Annotated in this window: 14 protein-coding genes and 1 pseudogene; all 15 read left to right on the top strand. The window is 40.1% G+C overall.

Annotation, left to right across the window (positions count from 1 at the left end):
* Window positions 1–54 precede the first annotated feature (54 nt).
* The 15 genes and pseudogenes from uxaC to N4G44_RS11835 all read left to right on the top strand — a co-directional run bounded on the left by uxaC (window position 55) and on the right by N4G44_RS11835 (window position 18667).
* The gene (gene uxaC, locus N4G44_RS11905) at window positions 55–1473 is read left to right on the top strand and encodes a glucuronate isomerase (protein WP_474927100.1); all 1419 of its coding nucleotides are present in this window, start codon (window positions 55–57) and stop codon (window positions 1471–1473) included.
* A 4-nt stretch (window positions 1474–1477) separates the two neighbouring features.
* Window positions 1478–2476: a sugar kinase gene (locus N4G44_RS11900; protein ID WP_474927098.1), complete on the top strand. Its 999-nt coding sequence runs from the start codon at window positions 1478–1480 to the stop codon at window positions 2474–2476.
* A complete protein-coding gene (locus N4G44_RS11895) occupies window positions 2473–3105 on the top strand; it encodes a bifunctional 4-hydroxy-2-oxoglutarate aldolase/2-dehydro-3-deoxy-phosphogluconate aldolase (RefSeq protein WP_474927094.1) in 633 nt (210 codons plus the stop codon). The genes N4G44_RS11900 and N4G44_RS11895 overlap by 4 nt, the downstream gene beginning before the upstream one ends.
* Before the next feature lie 4 nt (window positions 3106–3109).
* Window positions 3110–4383, top strand: a pseudogene (locus tag N4G44_RS11890) (MFS transporter).
* Between the two features lie 37 nt (window positions 4384–4420).
* The gene (locus N4G44_RS11885) at window positions 4421–6931 is read left to right on the top strand and encodes a glycoside hydrolase family 95 protein (protein ID WP_474927091.1); all 2511 of its coding nucleotides are present in this window, start codon (window positions 4421–4423) and stop codon (window positions 6929–6931) included.
* Window positions 6932–6942: 11 nt separating this feature from the next.
* Window positions 6943–8661 carry a glycoside hydrolase family 43 protein gene (locus N4G44_RS11880; protein WP_474927087.1) on the top strand — a complete coding sequence of 573 codons (1719 nt, stop codon included), beginning with the start codon at window positions 6943–6945 and terminating at the stop codon, window positions 8659–8661.
* 85 nt (window positions 8662–8746) lie between these two features.
* Window positions 8747–10114: a glycoside hydrolase family 43 protein gene (locus tag N4G44_RS11875; protein ID WP_474927084.1), complete on the top strand. Its 1368-nt coding sequence runs from the start codon at window positions 8747–8749 to the stop codon at window positions 10112–10114.
* On the top strand, window positions 10104–10358 hold the full coding sequence (locus N4G44_RS11870) for a beta-xylosidase family glycoside hydrolase (protein WP_474928333.1): 255 nt from the start codon (window positions 10104–10106) through the stop codon (window positions 10356–10358). Before N4G44_RS11875 ends, N4G44_RS11870 begins: the two co-directional genes overlap by 11 nt.
* A gap of 347 nt (window positions 10359–10705) precedes the next feature.
* On the top strand, window positions 10706–11074 hold the full coding sequence (locus N4G44_RS11865; protein WP_474927082.1) for a hypothetical protein: 369 nt from the start codon (window positions 10706–10708) through the stop codon (window positions 11072–11074).
* Window positions 10992–12119, top strand: a complete 1128-nt coding sequence (locus tag N4G44_RS11860; RefSeq protein WP_474928332.1) for an alpha/beta hydrolase-fold protein — start codon at window positions 10992–10994, stop codon at window positions 12117–12119. The genes N4G44_RS11865 and N4G44_RS11860 overlap by 83 nt, the downstream gene beginning before the upstream one ends.
* Window positions 12116–12628, top strand: coding sequence for an alpha/beta hydrolase (locus N4G44_RS11855; RefSeq protein WP_474927078.1), 513 nt, complete (start codon window positions 12116–12118; stop codon window positions 12626–12628). The genes N4G44_RS11860 and N4G44_RS11855 overlap by 4 nt, the downstream gene beginning before the upstream one ends.
* Before the next feature lie 64 nt (window positions 12629–12692).
* Window positions 12693–15125, top strand: a complete 2433-nt coding sequence (locus N4G44_RS11850) for a glycoside hydrolase family 31 protein (RefSeq protein WP_474927076.1) — start codon at window positions 12693–12695, stop codon at window positions 15123–15125.
* Window positions 15126–15144: 19 nt separating this feature from the next.
* Window positions 15145–16518 carry a glycoside hydrolase family 43 protein gene (locus N4G44_RS11845; RefSeq protein WP_474927074.1) on the top strand — a complete coding sequence of 458 codons (1374 nt, stop codon included), beginning with the start codon at window positions 15145–15147 and terminating at the stop codon, window positions 16516–16518.
* A 128-nt stretch (window positions 16519–16646) separates the two neighbouring features.
* On the top strand, window positions 16647–17291 hold the full coding sequence (locus N4G44_RS11840) for an NPCBM/NEW2 domain-containing protein (RefSeq protein ID WP_474927071.1): 645 nt from the start codon (window positions 16647–16649) through the stop codon (window positions 17289–17291).
* Window positions 17288–18667 carry a putative Ig domain-containing protein gene (locus tag N4G44_RS11835; RefSeq protein WP_474927070.1) on the top strand — a complete coding sequence of 460 codons (1380 nt, stop codon included), beginning with the start codon at window positions 17288–17290 and terminating at the stop codon, window positions 18665–18667. Before N4G44_RS11840 ends, N4G44_RS11835 begins: the two co-directional genes overlap by 4 nt.

Genomic DNA, 18667 nt, shown 5'->3' with positions numbered 1-18667 from the left:
ACTTTTGTGGTTTAACAAGTTTAGAATTAAAATCCAGAATGGTAAAAGTAAATAATGAGTAATCCCATTAAAAATAAAGAAGTTTTCGGAGAATTGTTTCTGCTTGAATCGGCAAAGGCAGAGAACCTCTATTTCGGATATGCCAAAGATATGCCCGTGATCGATTATCACAATCATCTGGAACCGGATGTTATTTCGGCCAATCAGAACTTCCGTTCTCCAACCGCTATCTGGCTGGATGGTGATCATTACAAATGGAGGGCAATGAGAAATTTTGGTATTGATGAGAAGTTTATTTCCGGAAATGCTTCAGATCAGGAAAAATTCAGGAAATGGGCAGAAGTGGTGCCGTATACCCTTCGAAACCCGCTGTTTCACTGGACCCATCTGGAACTAAAAAACCCTTTTGGTATCAGCGAATATTTATCACCCAATAATGCAGATACTTTATATCATCAGATGAATGAAAGTCTGCAGACATCCGGCTTTTTACCACAATCCATCATTCAGAATTTTAAGGTAGAAGCGTTGTGCACTACAGATGATCCTGCTGATGATCTGATTCATCACAAGGCTTTAAAAAACAGTGGATTTAACACAGCTGTTCTTCCGGCTTTCCGTCCTGATTCCTATATTAATATCATTAATTCTGAACAATATCTTTCAGGAATTAAAAAGCTTGAAAAAGTCTGCGGATTTTCAATCACATCAGCTTCCGACTTGTTGAATGCACTTCAGTCCAGAATCAACTATTTTGTGGAAGCAGGAGCAAAAGTAGCCGATCATGGCTTTGAATATTTTCCGGATACCACAAAATGGAACCATAACCTTGAAAAAGAGTTTTCCGGATTCCTTAAGGGCAATCTGTCAACATTTTCTGATCCTGAAGCTTTATGCGGCTATTTGCTGAAAGAGCTTTGCAAAATGTACGCAGAAAAAGGCTGGGTACAGCAGTTTCATGTAGGGGCAACCCGAAACAACAATTCAGAAATGTTCAGGAAAATGGGTGTCAATGCAGGATATGATGCCATAGGAGAACCCTATTATGCACAAAGATTGAGCATTTTGCTGGATGCACTGAATACAGAAGGAAAACTGGCCAAAACCATTATTTACAACTTGAACCCAGCATTTAACGAAGTCCTGGCAACTCTTGCCGGAAACTTTAATGAAGGAAGAATCAAATCCAAAGTACAGTTTGGAGCGGCCTGGTGGTTTCTCGATCAACTCGACGGGATGACAAAACAGATGAATACACTCTCCAATATCGGTCTGATCAGCACTTTTGTCGGCATGTTGACCGATTCCCGAAGCTTACTGTCATTCTCAAGACACGATTATTTCAGAAGGCTTTTATGCAACCTGTTCGGGAGTGAAATGGAAAGAGGGCTTCTTCCCGATGACGAAAAATGGGTAGGAAAAATCATTCAGGATATCTGTTATCACAATACAAAAAATTATTTTGAAATATAAAACCATGCAGGACTCGACGAAAATATTATGTTTCGGGGAACTGCTTCTCCATTTTGCCCCGGATTCCGAAGGAAACTGGTTGAATGAGCAGTCTCTTAAGATGTACATAGGCGGAGCTGAATACAATGTAGCAGCGGCGCTTTCCCAGTGGAAGAATCCTGTGAAATTATTATCAGCTTTACCGGAGAATTTCGTAGGGAACCAATTGGAATCTCAGCTTAAAAATAAAGGAATAGAAATCCTTGCAGAAAAGAACAAGAGAAGAATAGGAACATTTTATCTTTCTTCCGATGGAGATATGCAGAATGCTTCAGTAGTTTACGACCGCTTTCCGTCTGTTTTTACCCAATCGGATTTTGAAACTTTCAGTGATGATGACATATTTTCAGGAGTAAAATGGCTGCACATCAGCACCATCACACCAGCTTTGAGTGACAATGCATTCCGAAAATGCCTGCATATCATGAAAGAAGCCGGAACAAGAAATATTACAGTTTCCCTCGACCTGAATTACAGAGCATTGCTTTGGCAAAATCAGAATCCTCATAAAATTAAAGAACTGATGCCTTTTGTTAATGTTCTCATGGGAAATATCTGGTCTGTTGAACAGTTCCTGAATATTCCCGTTGAATATGAGCTTAACGGGAAATTTGATGATGAAAACCTTCTGAAACAGGCTGAAAAAACAGCGTTGGAAATCCGGAAACAATTCCCGGCTGTGGAAAAAATTGCAAATACCTTCCGCTTTACAAACGGGGAACAGGTCAATTATTTTGCCACCTTATTTACTGATGAGAAACTTTTGATTTCAGAAAAATATAATTCAGATAAAATTGAAGAAAGAGTAGGAAGTGGTGATTCTTTTATGGCCGCCTTAATTCATGGAATTTTAAGAGGAAATCCTGATCAGCAGATTCTTGAGGATGCTACAAAAGTTGCTTTTAAAAAGCTTTTTGTAAAAGGAGATACCATTGATGAAAGCATTAATATCGAAACATTATGAGTGAAATACTACAAAAAATAAAAGACCAGAAAATAGTTCCGTTATTCTATAACGAATCGTTTGAAGTCTCAAAAAATATCGTAAAAGCTTTATACGAAGCAGGGATCCGTGTGATAGAATATACCAACCGCGGCCATCAGGCATTGGAAAATTTTACCAGACTGAAAGCTATTTCCCATACAGAATTTCCTGATCTTCTGTTAGGAATCGGGACGGTAAAAAATATACAGGAAATGGATGATTATGCTCATGCAAAAGCAGATTTTATCATTACACCGGTTATCAGTGAAGTATTGGTGAAACATGCTATCGAAAGAAATACCCTTCTGATTCCGGGCTGTTTTACTCCTTCCGATATCAATATTGCCTTTCAGAACGGTTTAAAACTGGTTAAAATATTCCCGGCTGATGCTTTAGGAAAGAACTACATCAAATCGGTACAGCCTGTTTTCCCGGGAATGAATTTCATGCCCACCGGAGGAATCCATGCTGAAACTGAAGATATCAGGGAATGGCTCAATGGAGGCGCCATAGCAGCAGGTTTGGGAAGCTCTCTCATCGGAAAAGATATTAATGAAAAAGAACTGACTCTGAAAACAAGAAATTTATTACAACAACTTAATCAATAACTCAATGCAGGCTCCTCAAAACCGCAATATAAGATGGTGGATGCTGTCTCTCGTCTTCCTCGCCACTACGATCAATTACCTTGACCGTCAGGTAATGGGCTTGCTAAAACCTGTGTTGGAAAAAGAATTCAGCTGGGATGAAAAAGATTACAGCTATATCGTCATGGCCTTTACCACGACTTATGCCATCGGTTATATGGCGATGGGAAGGTTTATAGACAAGGTGGGAACCAAAATCGGGTATGCGGTTTCCCTTATTGTATGGAGTTTGGCTTCGATAGGACATGGCTTTGTCAAAAATACCATTGGGTTTATCATTGCGAGAAGTACCTTAGGCATCAGTGAGGCAGGGAACTTTCCTGCTGCCATCAAATCAGTGGCCGAGTGGTTTCCCAAAAAGAAAGAGCGTTGGCAACCGGAATTTTTAACTCAGGAGCAACGGTGGGAGCTATTTTAGCGCCACTATTGGTTCCTTTCATTCTCGGACATTACGGCTGGAGACAGACTTTTGTATGGATCGGTGCTTTGGGTATGGTTTGGATTGTCCTTTGGTGGAAATTCTATGCCGTACCGGAAAAAACAAAAAATCTCAGCAAGGAAGAACTGCAATACATTAAAAGTGATCAGGCTGAAAAAGCAGAAGAGAAAACCAAAATTCCTTTATCGGAATTACTCAAATATAAAGTAACATGGTCATTTGCCATCGGTAAAATGTTAACCGATCCTATCTGGTATTTCTTCATGTTCTGGCTGCCGGCCTATTTCTCAGATGTCTTCAAAATGGATTTAACAAAACCATCCCTTCCGTTGATTATTATTTACAGCGGAACTACGATTGGAAGTATCGGCGGAGGCTATCTTTCATCATTTCTGATCAAAAAAGGCTGGGCCATCGGAAGAGCCAGAAGCATTACGATGTTACTGTTTGCTTTGATGGTAGTTCCGGTTATGTTCTCAAAATATGTAGACAATATGTGGATGATCACGATCATCATTGCCTTTGCAACAGCCGCGCATCAAGGTTGGGGAGCCAATCTTATGACAACGGTTGGAGATCAGTTGCCTAACAGCTATGTCAGTTCTGTCATTGGTTTTGGAGGAATGCTCGGTTCAGCGGCAGGAATTATTTTTCCTTTGTTCATCGGAATAGTTTTAGATACCTTCAAAAAGGCAGGAAATGTCAATGGTGGTTACAATATTATTTTCTTTATTGCAGGAATTTCATATGTTGCAGCCTGGGGACTCATTTCGTTGATTAACAGAAAGAAAACAGCTTAGTATAACAATAATACAGTTTGAAATTTAAAAAGTAAAAATGAAATCCGGGCTTTACATGACCATAGGTCTTCTGATCAGTATATTTTCCTTTGCCCAGAAAGGAGGAAAGTATAAGCTGTGGTATGATAAACCCGCAAAACAATGGGTGGAAGCTCTACCGATAGGAAACGGAAACATGGCAGCTATGGTCTATGGAGACCCTTATCAGGAAAAACTTCAGCTGAACGAAGGGACATTCTGGTCCGGAGGCCCTTCCCGAAATGATAATCCGGATGCTCCAAAAGTTCTCGATTCCATCCGGTATTATTTATTTAACGGAAACTATAAAAGAGCTCAGATCCTTGCGGATAAGGGATTAACAGCTAAAACAGTTCACGGTTCGGCATTTCAGAATATTGGTGATTTTACATTGGATCTGAATAACCTTAAAGAGATCAGAAATTATTACAGAGAACTGGACATTGAAAAAGCAATCGCAACCACTACATTTACCTCTGGTGGCGTTAATTTTAAAAGAGAAGTTTTTGCCTCCATTCCTGATCATGTGATTGTCATTAAATTGAGCTCAGATCACAAGAATGCACTGAACTTTACAGCGAAATTTAATAGTGAGCTTAAAAAGAACGTTAAAGCTATTGATGCCACTACTTTACAGATGGATGGGATTTCTTCCACATTAGACGGCATTCAGGGGCAGGTGAAATTCAATGCACTGGCAAAACTCATTACCAAAGGTGGCAAAATTCAGATCTCAGCGAGCGGAATTTCAGTAAGCAATGCTCATGAGGTCACGATTCTTATTGCAATGGCCACTAATTTTACAGACTACAAAAATTTAAATACAGACGAAGTTGCAAAAGCCAGAAAGTATATTGAAGCAGCGGCAAATAAAAGTTTCAAAACTTTAGTTCAAAACCATCTGAATGCTTATCAGAACTATTTTAAAAGAGTAAATCTGGATTTAGGAACTTCTGAAGCTTCGAAAAATCCAACGGATATCAGAATTAAAAATTTTGCTAATGGTTATGATCCTGAACTCATTTCATTGTATTATCAGTTCGGACGCTATCTCCTGATTTCCTCATCTCAGCCGGGCGGCCAGCCTGCCAATTTGCAGGGGATCTGGAATAATTCCAACAAACCTGCCTGGGACAGCAAATATACCATCAACATCAATACGGAAATGAATTACTGGCCGGCGGAAAAGACCAATCTTCCTGAAATGCATGAACCATTGATTCAGATGATAAAAGATTTGAGCGAAACAGGAAAAGAAACGGCAAAAGCAATGTACAACAGCCGTGGCTGGGTAGCACATCATAACACTGATATCTGGAGAATAACAGGGGTAGTGGATTTTACAAACGCCGGGATGTGGCCTATGGGCGGAGCCTGGCTTTCACAACATTTATGGGAAAAATATTTATACAGCGGAGACAAAGACTATTTGAGAACAATTTATTCTGTTCTTAAATCTGCAGCACAGTTCTACGAAGACTTCCTGATTGAAGAGCCTGCGCATCACTGGCTGGTAGCAAGCCCGTCAATGTCCCCCGAAAATATTCCGCAGGGGCACCAGGGAAGTGCTCTGGCAGCGGGAAATACAATGGACAATCAATTGATGTTCGACTTGTTCACCAAAACAAAAAAGGCAGCACAGATTCTCAATACAGATTCAGATAAAATTAAAGTCTGGAACACTATTATTTCAAAATTACCACCGATGAAAATCGGAAGCTATGGGCAATTGCAGGAATGGATGGAAGACCTGGACGATCCTAAAGACAACCACAGACATGTTTCCCATTTGTACGGATTATTTCCTTCCAACCAGATCAGTCCGTTTACCACACCGGAATTGCTGGACGCTTCCAGAACCGTACTCATTCACCGCGGAGACTTATCCACAGGCTGGTCAATGGGCTGGAAAGTTAATCTTTGGGCTAAATTATTAGATGGAAATCACGCTGGCAAATTAATCAAAGACCAATTAACACTAGTAGAAAAAGACGGTTGGGGCAGCAAAGGCGGAACATATCCGAATCTTTTCGATGCACATCCGCCATTCCAGATTGATGGAAATTTCGGCTGCACTTCCGGGATTACCGAAATGCTTCTGCAGACTCAAAACGGTTTTATAGACATCCTTCCCGCACTTCCGGGAGCGTGGAAAAACGGCAGCATTTCCGGGCTGAAAACGTATGGAGGCTTCGAAGTCAACGTGATCTGGGAAAATAATAAAGCTAAAGAAATTACCATAAAATCCGGATTGGGAGGAAACTGCAGAGTCAGGCTTCCGAACGAAATGCAGCTTTCCGGAAACACAAAACTTAAAAAAGCAGAAGGTAAAAACCCGAACCCCTTTTTTGAAACTCCGGAAACTCCAAAACCACTAATTTCTGACAAAGCAAAATTGAATCCAGTTGAAATTAGAACTGATCTTATCTTTGATTTCCCGACTGAAGCAGGAAAGGTGTATACATTAAAATGGAGTGATAAAAGCTCTGAAGGACAATCTGAAACTAAATCTATTTACAATAAAAACTAAAAAATCTATATATGAAAAAGAGTCTAATGAACCCTGTTTTTTTTAAAAATAAAACCCATGTTATTGCAGTGGCGGCTTTACTTTCCATCAGTAACCTCTCTGCACAGACTTTTTCCGACTTCAATTACCGTGGAAACGATAAAATATATAATGACAATCCTCTTAAACCGGACGAGTTTTATTCCCCGATTTTACAGGGCTGTTACCCCGATCCCAGCATTACCAGAAAAGGAGAAGATTATTATCTTGTAAACTCTTCATTTTCAATGTTTCCGGGAGTCCCGATTTTTACTTCTAAAGATCTTGTGAACTGGAAACAGGTGGGACACGTTTTAGACAGGCCTTCACAGCTTAAAGTTGAAAAATCAGGCGTTTCGCATGGAATTTATGCGCCTGACATCAAATACAATAAACACAACGATACATTTTATATGATCACTACCCAGATTGCGGGCGGTATCGGAAATATGGTTGTAAAAACCAAAGATCCGGCAAAAGGGTGGAGCGAAGTTCAGAAACTGAATTTTGATGGTATTGATCCTGCCATTTTCTTTGATGATGACGGAAAAGCTTACATCGTTCACAACGACGCGCCACCACAAGGAACCGAGCAGTATCAAGGTCACCGTGTTATTAAAATGTGGGATTACGACCTTGAAAAAGATCAGGTTGTTGCAGGTTCAGACAGAATTATTGTAAACGGTGGGGTTGACCTTTCTCAAAAACCAATTTGGATTGAAGGTCCGCATTTGTACAAATACAAAGGGAAATATTACCTGATGTGTGCAGAAGGCGGAACCGGAGGCAACCATAGCGAAGTGATTTTTATGGCAGATTCTCCGAAAGGACCGTTTGTTCCCGCTAAAAATAATCCGATTCTTACGCAAAGATATTTTCCGAGAGACCGAAAAGAAAAAGTTGACTGGGCAGGTCATGCAGATTTGGTGGAAGGTCCGAACGGACAATGGTATGGCGTATTTTTAGCAATTCGTCCGAATGTAAACAACCGTGTTACCAAAGGCCGTGAAACTTTCATTCTTCCTGTAGACTGGAGCGGAACGTATCCTGTTTTCCAAAATGGTCTGGTTCCGATGAAACCAAAATTGAAAATGCCACAGGGCGTTCAGAATCAGACCGGGCAAAACGGATTTTTCCCGAACGGCAACTTTACATACAACGATAAACTAACCGATAAAAACCTCGATTTCCGTTGGATTGCGATGCGTGGTCCTCGTGAAAACTTCATTACAACAACAAAAAATGGTGTAAAAGTGAACCCAATGGAAACGAACATCAAAGCGTTGGCTCCGATTTCATCTTTGTTCCACAGATTACAGCACGAAGACTTCGAAACTTCCGTAACCTTGGATTATAAACCAAAATCGGAAAAAGAATTGGCTGGAATTACCCTCTACCAAAGCGAAACATTCAATTATGTTTTCGGAATTACCAAAAAAGATAAAGATTTCTACATCGTATTGGAAAGAACAGAAAAAGGCCAATCAAAATTGATTGCAAGCGAAAAAATTTCACTTTCAAAGACTATCAAATTTCAGGCTACAGGAGAAAAAGATGAAATCAGCTTCAATTATTCTTTGGACGGAAAAAATTTCAAAAATCTGGGAGGACCGGTTTCAGGAGATATACTTTCTACCGATGTAGCGGGAGGTTTTACAGGAAGCCTTATCGGACTGTACAGCACCTCTTCTAATGATATTGTACCGAATTAAGTTAGTATTAGCAATGTCACACTGAGCTCGTCGAAGTGTTTCCTTTAAAATTGAAAAAGAGTAAAACCAAACATCACAATACATTTTGAAAATCAAAAAATCTTATATAGTTTCTTTATTGGGATTTATCGGGCTGAATCTTCTTTCAGCCCAGGTAAATCCTTCCGGAAAACAGAGTACCACATTTACCAATCCCATCATCTGGGCAGATGCACCGGATCTATCCATTACCAGAAACGGAAATGATTTTTACCTGATCAGTACCACTATGCATCTGATGCCCGGAGCACCAGTAATGCATTCCAGGGATCTGGTACATTGGGAAATGTCTGGTTATGTTTTTGACACTTTGAATGACAACTCAAAATATGATTTATTGAACGGAACCGTTTACGGCAGGGGCCAATGGGCTTCCTCAATCCGCTATCATAAAGGGAAATATTACGTTTTATTCTCTCCGAATGATGAACCTTTCAAATCTTATTTCTATGTGACTGATCATCCCGAAAAGGGAAAATGGAAACTCATTACCAGAACACGGCATTTTCATGATGCATCACTGTTTTTCGATGATGATGATAGGATCTATGTTTTCACTTCCAACAAAGTTTTTGAACTGAGTCCTGATTTTAAAGAAGTGATCGGAAATCCGGATGGAACTGAGGTATTTCAGAAAGATGCTTCGGAAACCGGTCTCCTGGAAGGAAATCAGATCATCAAGAGAAACGGAAAATATTATATGATGATGATATCATGGCCAAGAAACGGAAAACGCCGTCAGGTAGTCTACAGGGCAGATAAAGTGACAGGCCCTTACGAGAAAAAAGTCGTTCTGGAAGACAATTTTTTAGGATTTTCTTACGCAGGTCAGGGCGCTTTGATTGATGATAAAAACGGAAACTGGTATTCCCTTATTTTCCAGGACAGAAACGGAGTAGGACGTGTTCCGCTGCTGCTTCCCGTACAATGGGAAAACGACTGGCCGGTATTGGGAGATAACGGAAAAGTTCCTTTGAAAGGAGAAGTTCCGCTTCCGCCATTCAAACCCAAAAATCATCTGGTGGAAAGCGATGAGTTCTCTGATAAAACAATGAAAATCCAGTGGCAATGGAATCATAATCCGGTGAATGAAGCGTGGTCTTTATCTGAAAGAAAAGGCTTTCTGAGGCTGAAAACCAGCAGAGTGGTAGACAATCTGTACGCGGCTCCCAACACTTTGACCCAGAGGATGGAAGGTCCTGTTTCTTCAGCGGTTTTCGCAATGGATATTAAAGGAATGAAAGATGGTGATGTTGCTGGGTTCAGTGCTTTCAACGGGGATTCTGGAATCTTGTCAGTAGTGAAGGAAGGTGAAGAAAAATTCATTGTTTTTTCAACTAATGAAGTGAGCCTGGACAATAAGACAAAAGCCATTACAGCGGTAAAAAAGAAGAGAAAAACGGATTTCTCTTAATTCTGATAAAGTTTTTCTCCGTATTGATGCTGATTTTAACCTCGGGAAAGATCTAGCAGACTTTTATTACAGTACGGATCAGAAGAACTGGACGGCAATGGCAAAAGATTACAAAATGATCTTTGATTACCGTAGATTTTTTATGGGATCAAAATTCGCAGTTTTCAATTATGCCACTAAAAATACCGGAGGCTTCGTAGATGTGGATTTTTTCAGAGTCAGTGAAGCCGAGAATGAAAAATAACAAAATTAGCAGAGAAAAGTCTGCTGTAAATAGATAAATAAAATAAGTATTCAGATGTTTAAACTTTATTAACCACAAAAGTCACAAAGGGTTTCATTCTAAAACGCTTGAGTTCATTTAAGTAAGTTTAAAATGATATCATAGAAAAGTTCACATAAGATGAAAATCAAAGATTTTCCCAAAACTTAGGTGTACTTATTACATATGAGGTTTGGCTCTGAAAAGACTAAAGTGTTTAAAACTTTTGTGCCTTTTGCGGTTAAAAATAATCAATTATAAAACTTTAAATAGCGTTGCTATTATTTTTTTATCTGAAATAATAAGTGTAGAAAATACAAATAAAAATCATGAATAAATCAGTTATATGGGCTTTAGGATTTGTTTTGTCGGGAATGTTTGTTTCCGCACAAACTTTTGATCAACAGGCGCCGCAGGGTTTCGACTTGGAAAATGCAGCTATTTCCCACGGGAAAATTGACACGATTCAATATCAATCGAAAACCGTTGGAACAACAAGAAAAGCTTTGATTTATACACCTCCAGGTTTCAAAAAAATGAAAAATATCCTGTTCTTTATCTTCTTCATGGTATTGGCGGGGATGAAAAGAGTGGTTCAATCAGGGAAAACCCAATATTATTCTGGACAATCTGTATGCCCAGGGAAAACTGCAGCCGATGATTGTCGTACTTCCCAACGGTCGTGCAATGAAGGATGACAGAGCGACAGGAAATATAATGGCTCAGGATAAAGTTGAGGCTTTCGCAACTTTTGAAAAAGATTTACTGAATGACCTGATTCCGTTTGTAGAGAAAAAATATCCGGTTAAAAAAGACCGTGAAAACCGTGCTTTGGCAGGGTTGTCAATGGGAGGCGGACAGACACAGAATTTTGCTTTCGGAAACATTGATAAGTTTGCCTGGCTGGGTGCATTTTCTTCTGCACCCAATACAAAAGAGCCCAATAAGCTTTTACCCAATCCACAGGATGCGTTAAAGCTGAAGCTGATCTTTATTTCCTGCGGTGATGCAGACGGGCTGATGCCTTTCAGCAAAAGAACCAGTGATTATCTGAGAAAAAATAAAATCCCTCATATCTTTTATATAGAACCAGGCGGTCACGATTTTAAGGTTTGGAAAAATGATTTATACATTTTTTCACAGCTGTTGTTTAAGCCTGTTGACAAAACTATGTTTGAAGGATTTACCGTTTTGGGAACTCCTGCAGCAACCAATATCAGAAATGCCCAGTATCCTCAGATCCTTCCCGACGGAAGGGTGATGTTCAAAGTGAAGGCACCGGAAGCGCAAAAAGTTCAGATCGATTTAGGGAAAAAATATGACCTGAAAAAAGATACTGACGGCTTCTGGACAGGTACAACTGATCCGCAAAGCGGAAGTTTCCATTATTATTCCCTGCTGATTGACGGGGTTGCGGTTGCTGACCCATCCAGCGAAACATTCTACGGAATGGGAAGGTATGCCAGTGGAATAGATATTCCTTTCGAAGGAGATGATTTCTATGCATTAAAAGACGTCCCTCATGGAGATATCCGTATTAAAAATTTCTATTCCAAAGTCACTAACTCATGGAGAAGAGTTTTTATTTACACCCCGCCGGGTTACGACCAGAATCCTGCTGCATCTTATCCTGCACTGTATATTTTACATGGCGGAGGTGAAGATGAAAGCGGCTGGGCCAATCAGGGCAAAACCAATCTGATTCTGGATAATCTGATCGCAGAAGGAAAGGCAAAAAAATGATCATTATTATGCCGGATGCCAATATTGGACAGGGCGGAATCCGGAACTTTGGAGAGCGCAATCTTCAGATGTTTGAAAAAGAGCTGAAAGAATCCATCATTCCGTTTGCCGAATCTAATTACAAAATAAAAAAAGGTAAAGAAAACCGTGCGTTGGCAGGACTTTCCATGGGTGGAATTTATACACTGTATGCCGGAATTCAGAATTCTGATATGTTTTCCGGTTTGGGAGTTTTCAGTTCAGGATATATGCTGCCGATGCTCCAGGATGTTGCCAATAAACAGTACCAATTTTTAAATGAAAATAAATCTGCTTTTTCATCCAACATCAGAAATTTCTGGATTTCAATGGGTGGAAAAGATGATATTGCTTATGAAAACGGTCAGAAAATGTTGAAAGAACTGGATAAAACCGGAATTAAATATACGTACACAGATTATCCGGGAGGCCATACATGGCCGGTTTGGAGAAATAGTCTGCATCAGTTTGCCCAGGTACTTTTTAAATAATGTTTTTAAGTCAAAGGCATAAAGAAAAGTAATTCAAATCTGAAATAAAATGGGCTTTACAAAAATGAACACCAAAACTTCTATCATTACGGTCATCATGTTTTCCGGAATGGTAAATGTCAGTGCACAGGCTTATCAGAAAACAGATTCAGGATTGAAGTTTTCTGCTGATCATATGAATGTTGAAGTGAAATTTTATGGAGAAAATACGATCAGGGTTATTAAATATCCCGCCGGAAAATCATTTGTCAAAAATAGTTTGTCGGTCATTAAACAGGAGCAGAAAATCAGATTCTCCGTTTCAGAAAAAAATAATGTTATTTCATTAAAAACAAATGACCTTCTGCTTTCCATTAATACTAAAAATGGAGTGATCACTTATGCATTGCCATCCGGAAAAGAGCTTTTGAAAGAAACCGCAAATGATTTCAAACCATTCAATGATGCCGGAACACAGACTTATTCCGTAAGACAGGATTTTCAGCTTGAAAGAGAGGAACCTATTTACGGTCTGGGAATTCTGCAAAATGAAAAAATGTCCCAGCGGAATACCGATGTAAAAATGATTCAGAATAACACCTGGGATTTTGTGCCTTTCTTCCAGTCTGTAAAAGGGTATGGCATTTTTTGGGACAACTATTCACCAACACAATTTACGGATACGCCTCAGAAAACATCCTTTTCATCAGAAGTGGGAGATGGTATAGATTATTATTTTATCTACGGTAAAAATGCAGATGGAGTAGTGGCCGGAATGCGTGATCTCACAGGAAATGTACCCATGCTTCCTTTATGGACATATGGCTACTGGCAAAGCAAAGAACGTTACAAAAACCAGGATGAGCTGACAGAGGTGGTTAAAAAATACCGTGATCTGAAAGTTCCTTTAGACGGAATCATACAGGATTGGCAATATTGGGGAAATAATTACCAGTGGAATGCCATGGACTTCATCAGTCCCGATTTTCCGGATGCTAAAAAAATGGTACAGGAGATCCATGATATGAATGCCCATCTTTCGGTTTCCATCTGGTCATCATTCGGGCCAATGACCAAACAGTACCGTGAAATGGATTCAAAAGGAATGCTTTTCAATATCAGCACCTGGCCGGAATCAGGCAGGGAAGTCTGGCCTCCGGATATGAACTATCCTTCCGGTGTCCGTGTTTATGATGCTTACAATCCTGAAGCCAGAAATATATACTGGAAATACCTGAACAAAGGTATTTTCAGTCTGGGAGTGGATTCCTGGTGGATGGACTCAACAGAACCTGATCATCTCAGCCAGAAAGCGGAAGACCTGGATACTAAAACCTACCTTGGCTCATTCAGAAAAGTAAGAAACGCATATCCGCTGATGACAGTAGGCGGTGTTTACGATCATCAGCGTGAAACCACCGGTGATAAAAGGGTTTTTATTTTAACAAGGTCAGCTTTTGCAGGCCAGCAGCGATATGCAGCCAACACCTGGTCCGGAGATGTCAATTCTTCCTGGGAAACATTGCGCAAACAGGTACCGGCAGGATTGAATTTCAGTCTTACAGGAAATCCGAATTTCAACTCTGACATCGGCGGTTTCTTTGCTGGTACTTACAAAAGAAATGGAGGTTCAAAAAATCCAATGTTCCAGGAACTGTATGTCCGATGGCTGCAGTATGGAACCTTTACACCAATGATGCGCTCGCATGGAACCGATGTTGCGAGAGAAATTTATCAGTTTGGGAATAAAGGAGACGTTGTTTATGATGCGATAGAAAAATTTATCAGACTTCGTTACAGCATGTTACCGTATATCTATTCTGTTTCCCATGATGTTTCAAAAAACGGGTCAAGCTTTATGAGAGCCCTTTCAATGGATTTTCCTTCAGACAAGAAAACATGGGATATGAATAACGAATATCTTTTTGGAAAATCATTGTTGGTGGCACCTGTTCTCAATGCCCAATATACCCCTGAAAAAGCAGTTAAAACCGATGAAAATGAAGGCTGGAATAAAACCGATGGCAATAAGGACAATTCGGTTTCAAATATAGATTTTACTCAAAACAAAAGCGTGAAAGTTTACCTTCCGGAAGGAACAGATTGGTTCGACTTCTGGACCAATGAAAAACACAGAGGAGGAAAGGAAATTCAGAAATCTGTTAATCTTCAGAGTATTCCTTTGTATGTAAAAGCAGGAAGCATCATTCCGTTGGGGCCAGATGTACAATATGCAACGGAGAAAAAATGGGATCATCTTACCATAAAAGTTTATCCGGGAAGCGATACCGATTTCATTGTATACGAAGATGAATTCGATAATTATAATTATGAAAAAGGTGCCTATACAGAAATACCTTTTCACTGGAACGAAAAATCAAAAACACTCACGATAGGTGAGCGGAAAGGTAAATACAAAGGAATGATTGAGACAAGGAGTTTTAACCTGATTCTTCCTGATGGCCAACAGAAAACAGTAGGTTATTCCGGAAAAAAAACAGATGTTCATTTTAAATAAACTTAAAACCATTTTGAATATGAAAAATTTAAGTTTAATAATAGTATTGGGATTCTTCCAGATTTGTTTTGGCCAAAATCCGATCATCCAAACTAAGTATACTGCAGACCCTGCACCAATGGTTTATAAGGATACGGTTTATCTTTATACGAGCCATGATGAGGACGATGCTTTCGGATTCAAAATGAAGGACTGGTTACTATACACTTCCACAGATATGGTCAACTGGACAGACCACGGTGTAGTGGCTTCACTCAAAGATTTTAAATGGGTAAATACTGACAACGGTGCCTGGGCACCACAGGTTGTCGAAAGAAAAGGGAAATTCTATATTTATTGTCCAATGCCGAACAATATGGGGATTGGTGTTTTAGTGGCGGACAGTCCGTATGGTCCTTTCACCGATCCTATTGGCAAGCCTTTGATCAAAAATTCTCTGGATGACATCGATCCCACAGTTTTAATTGACGACGACGGGCAGGCTTATCTGTACTGGGGAAATCCCAATCTTTGGTATGCTAAACTGAATGAAGATATGATATCTCTTGCAGGACCAATCACCAAAGACCCTTCGTTTGCGAAGGTGAAAGACCAGCCAGATCCTTTCAAGTATCAGGAAGGACCTTGGGTTTGGAAAAAAAATAACCATTATTATATGGCTTACGCATCAAAATGTTGCCCGGAAGGGATTGGTTACGCTATGGCAAAATCACCTACAGGACCCTGGAATTATGGAGGCGTGATTATGGATGGCGACCAGAGATCCAGCGGAAATCATCCCGGTATTATAGATTTCAAAGGCAGATCTTATGTTTTCGGATTCAACCATATGCTTAGGATGCAGACCATGAGCAAGCATTACGAACGCCGGTCTGTCAGTGTTACAGAAATTACCTACAATGCAGATGGAACCATTCAGAAGCTTCCTTTCTGGACTGCGGATGGCGCAAAAAGAGTGGGTACTCTGAATCCTTATAAAAAAGTTGAAGCAGAAACGATGGCTTACAGCGAAGGCCTGAAAACAGAAATGGTCACAGAATGGGAACGCAATCAACCCTATAACAGAGGCAAAAAAATCACAGACCGTATCATCGTTACCTCAATTAACAATGGTGATTATATTAAAATCCAGGGAGTAGATTTTTCCAAAGGCGTAAAATTTTTAGATGTGAATGTTGCATCTCTCTATGGAGGAAAAATAGAAGTACATTCAGATGCTCTTAATGGACCTGTGCTTGGCGTTGTTAACGTTACAGGAAAAGGTGAGGGCGACTTATATAAGACTATTAATACACCTCTGAAAAGTGTAAAGGGAATCCATGATTTATATTTTGTTTTTAAGGGAGAAAAAGACCTTTTCTATTTCGATTGGTGGAAATTTAATGAAAATTAAAGCTGAATTCAGGAATATCAATAGAAATGGGCTTTAGCCCATTTTATAAAGAAAGAATATGGGTGGCTTAGCCAAAACTTAAGTCATTTTGTTATGAGTTATATTAATATATCAGTTACAATTTAAAAATGTTCAGATTTAAACTCTTTATTTTCAGTTTTCTAATTGCCGGATACTGTTTAAATGCGCAATCGACCGTTTGGTTAGACCAGTTGGATTTGAGCGTTGTAACACAGGGACACGGAAAACCCGGCATTAATACTTCGGTGGACGGAAAACCTATAACCATTGCCGGCGAAGTTTTCAAAAGAGGCTTCGGAACCCACGCTGAAAGTTCTTTACTGATTAAATTAAACGGGAATGTCAAAAAATTCTCAGCCTTAGTAGGAATAGATGATGAGATCAAAGGACAGAACCCTGCTGTGGAATTTGAAATTTATGGAAATCATAAAAAGCTCTGGTCTAGCGGGGTCATGAAATTAGGCGATAAAGCAAAGCCTGTTTCCGTTTCGCTGGAAGGTGTGAAACAATTAGAATTAGTCGTAACGGACGGTGGAAACGGACCTTATTATGACCACGCTGATTGGGCAGATGCTAAGTTTGAAACAGCAGTCGGCGCAAAACTGACAACATTTAACCCGATTTCATCAGTACCTTATATTTTGACGCCAAAACCTGCGGCAACTCCAAAAATTAATTCAGCAGGCGTTTACGGAGTTCGTCCTGGCTCACCTTTTTGTTCAGGGTTGCAGCAACGGGTGACAGACCAATGACTTTTACGGCGAAAAATCTTCCGAAAGGTTTAACAATAGATTCACAGACCGGAATCATCACTGGAAAAATAGATTCTAAAGGAAGTTATGAAGTGACTTTGAATGCTAAAAATACGAAAGGTTCAGCTTCAAAAAAATTAAAAATAGAATGTGGGGACGGAATCGCTCTCACGCCTACAATGGGCTGGAATAGCTGGAACTGCTTCGGACATGAAGTTTCTGCCGATAAAGTGAAACGTGCAGCAGATGCCCTTATAAAGTCAGGACTGATCAATCACGGATGGAATTATATCAATATCGATGATTCCTGGCAGTATAACAGAGATGGAAAAGACCCTTCATTCCAGGGAAAAATGCGTGATGAAAACGGTTATATCCTGACCAATTCCAAATTTCCTGATATGAAAGGCCTTGCAGATTACATGCATAACAATGGCCTGAAAATGGGAATTTATTCTTCCCCCGGTCCATGGACCTGTGGCGGATGTGCCGGAAGCTATGGCTACGAAAAACAGGATGCTGAAAGCTATACCAAATGGGGCGTTGATTACCTGAAATACGACTGGTGCAGCTATGGCGGTGTAATTGACGGGCTGCCGGATAATGATCCCAATAAAGTTCCTTCTCTTGCTTTTGAAGGTGGTGGGGATCCGGATAAAGGCGTGAAACCATTCAAACTGATGGGAAGTCTTTTGAAGCAGCAGCCGAGAGACATCGTGTATAACCTCTGCCAATACGGAATGGGTGATGTATGGAAGTGGGGTGATGAGGTCAATGCACAATCCTGGCGTACCACCAACGATATTACAGATACCTGGTCAAGCGTAAAGAATATTGCCCTTGCTCAGGACAAGGCAGCTCCTTTTGCGAAACCCGGAAACCGGAACGATCCGGATATGCTGGTTGTTGGCGTTGTCGGCTGGGGAAATCCACATCAGAGCCGGTTGAAGCCTGATGAACAGTATCTTCATATGAGTCTGTGGAGTATTTTTTCAGCCCCGTTGCTGATTGGCTGTGACCTTGAGAAACTGGATGATTTCACTTTAAACCTTTTGACGAATGATGAGGTTATTGCCGTCAATCAGGATGCTTTGGGAAAACAGGGTGTTTGTTTGCAGACCATTGGTGAGCTCAGAATTTATGTCAAAGAATTGGAGGACGGAGGAAAGGCAGTAGCTTTTGCCAATTTCGGAAGAGAAAAAGTGACACTGTCATATAAAGATTTCAAAAAAATAGGAATCTCCGGTGTTCAGGCGGTTCGTGACCTTTGGAGACAGAAGGATATTGCAGAAATCAATACGGACAAAAAAGTCTTCCATTGGACATTCCGGCACATGGTGTTGCCTATTATAAATTCATTTCACTCAAATAAATAA

The organism is Chryseobacterium sp. GTID13, from assembly GCF_056172655.1.
Note: the sequence above shows the minus strand (reverse complement) of the source record. Positions and strands in the feature narration are given on the sequence as shown.

Coding starts and splice junctions, on each gene's coding strand:
- uxaC (WP_474927100.1), top strand. CDS start 55: ATGAGTAATCCCATTAAAAATAAAGAAGTTTTCGGAGAATTGTTTCTG.
- N4G44_RS11900 (WP_474927098.1), top strand. CDS start 1,478: ATGCAGGACTCGACGAAAATATTATGTTTCGGGGAACTGCTTCTCCAT.
- N4G44_RS11895 (WP_474927094.1), top strand. CDS start 2,473: ATGAGTGAAATACTACAAAAAATAAAAGACCAGAAAATAGTTCCGTTA.
- N4G44_RS11885 (WP_474927091.1), top strand. CDS start 4,421: ATGAAATCCGGGCTTTACATGACCATAGGTCTTCTGATCAGTATATTT.
- N4G44_RS11880 (WP_474927087.1), top strand. CDS start 6,943: ATGAAAAAGAGTCTAATGAACCCTGTTTTTTTTAAAAATAAAACCCAT.
- N4G44_RS11865 (WP_474927082.1), top strand. CDS start 10,706: ATGAATAAATCAGTTATATGGGCTTTAGGATTTGTTTTGTCGGGAATG.
- N4G44_RS11855 (WP_474927078.1), top strand. CDS start 12,116: ATGATCATTATTATGCCGGATGCCAATATTGGACAGGGCGGAATCCGG.
- N4G44_RS11850 (WP_474927076.1), top strand. CDS start 12,693: ATGAACACCAAAACTTCTATCATTACGGTCATCATGTTTTCCGGAATG.
- N4G44_RS11845 (WP_474927074.1), top strand. CDS start 15,145: ATGAAAAATTTAAGTTTAATAATAGTATTGGGATTCTTCCAGATTTGT.
- N4G44_RS11840 (WP_474927071.1), top strand. CDS start 16,647: ATGTTCAGATTTAAACTCTTTATTTTCAGTTTTCTAATTGCCGGATAC.
- N4G44_RS11835 (WP_474927070.1), top strand. CDS start 17,288: ATGACTTTTACGGCGAAAAATCTTCCGAAAGGTTTAACAATAGATTCA.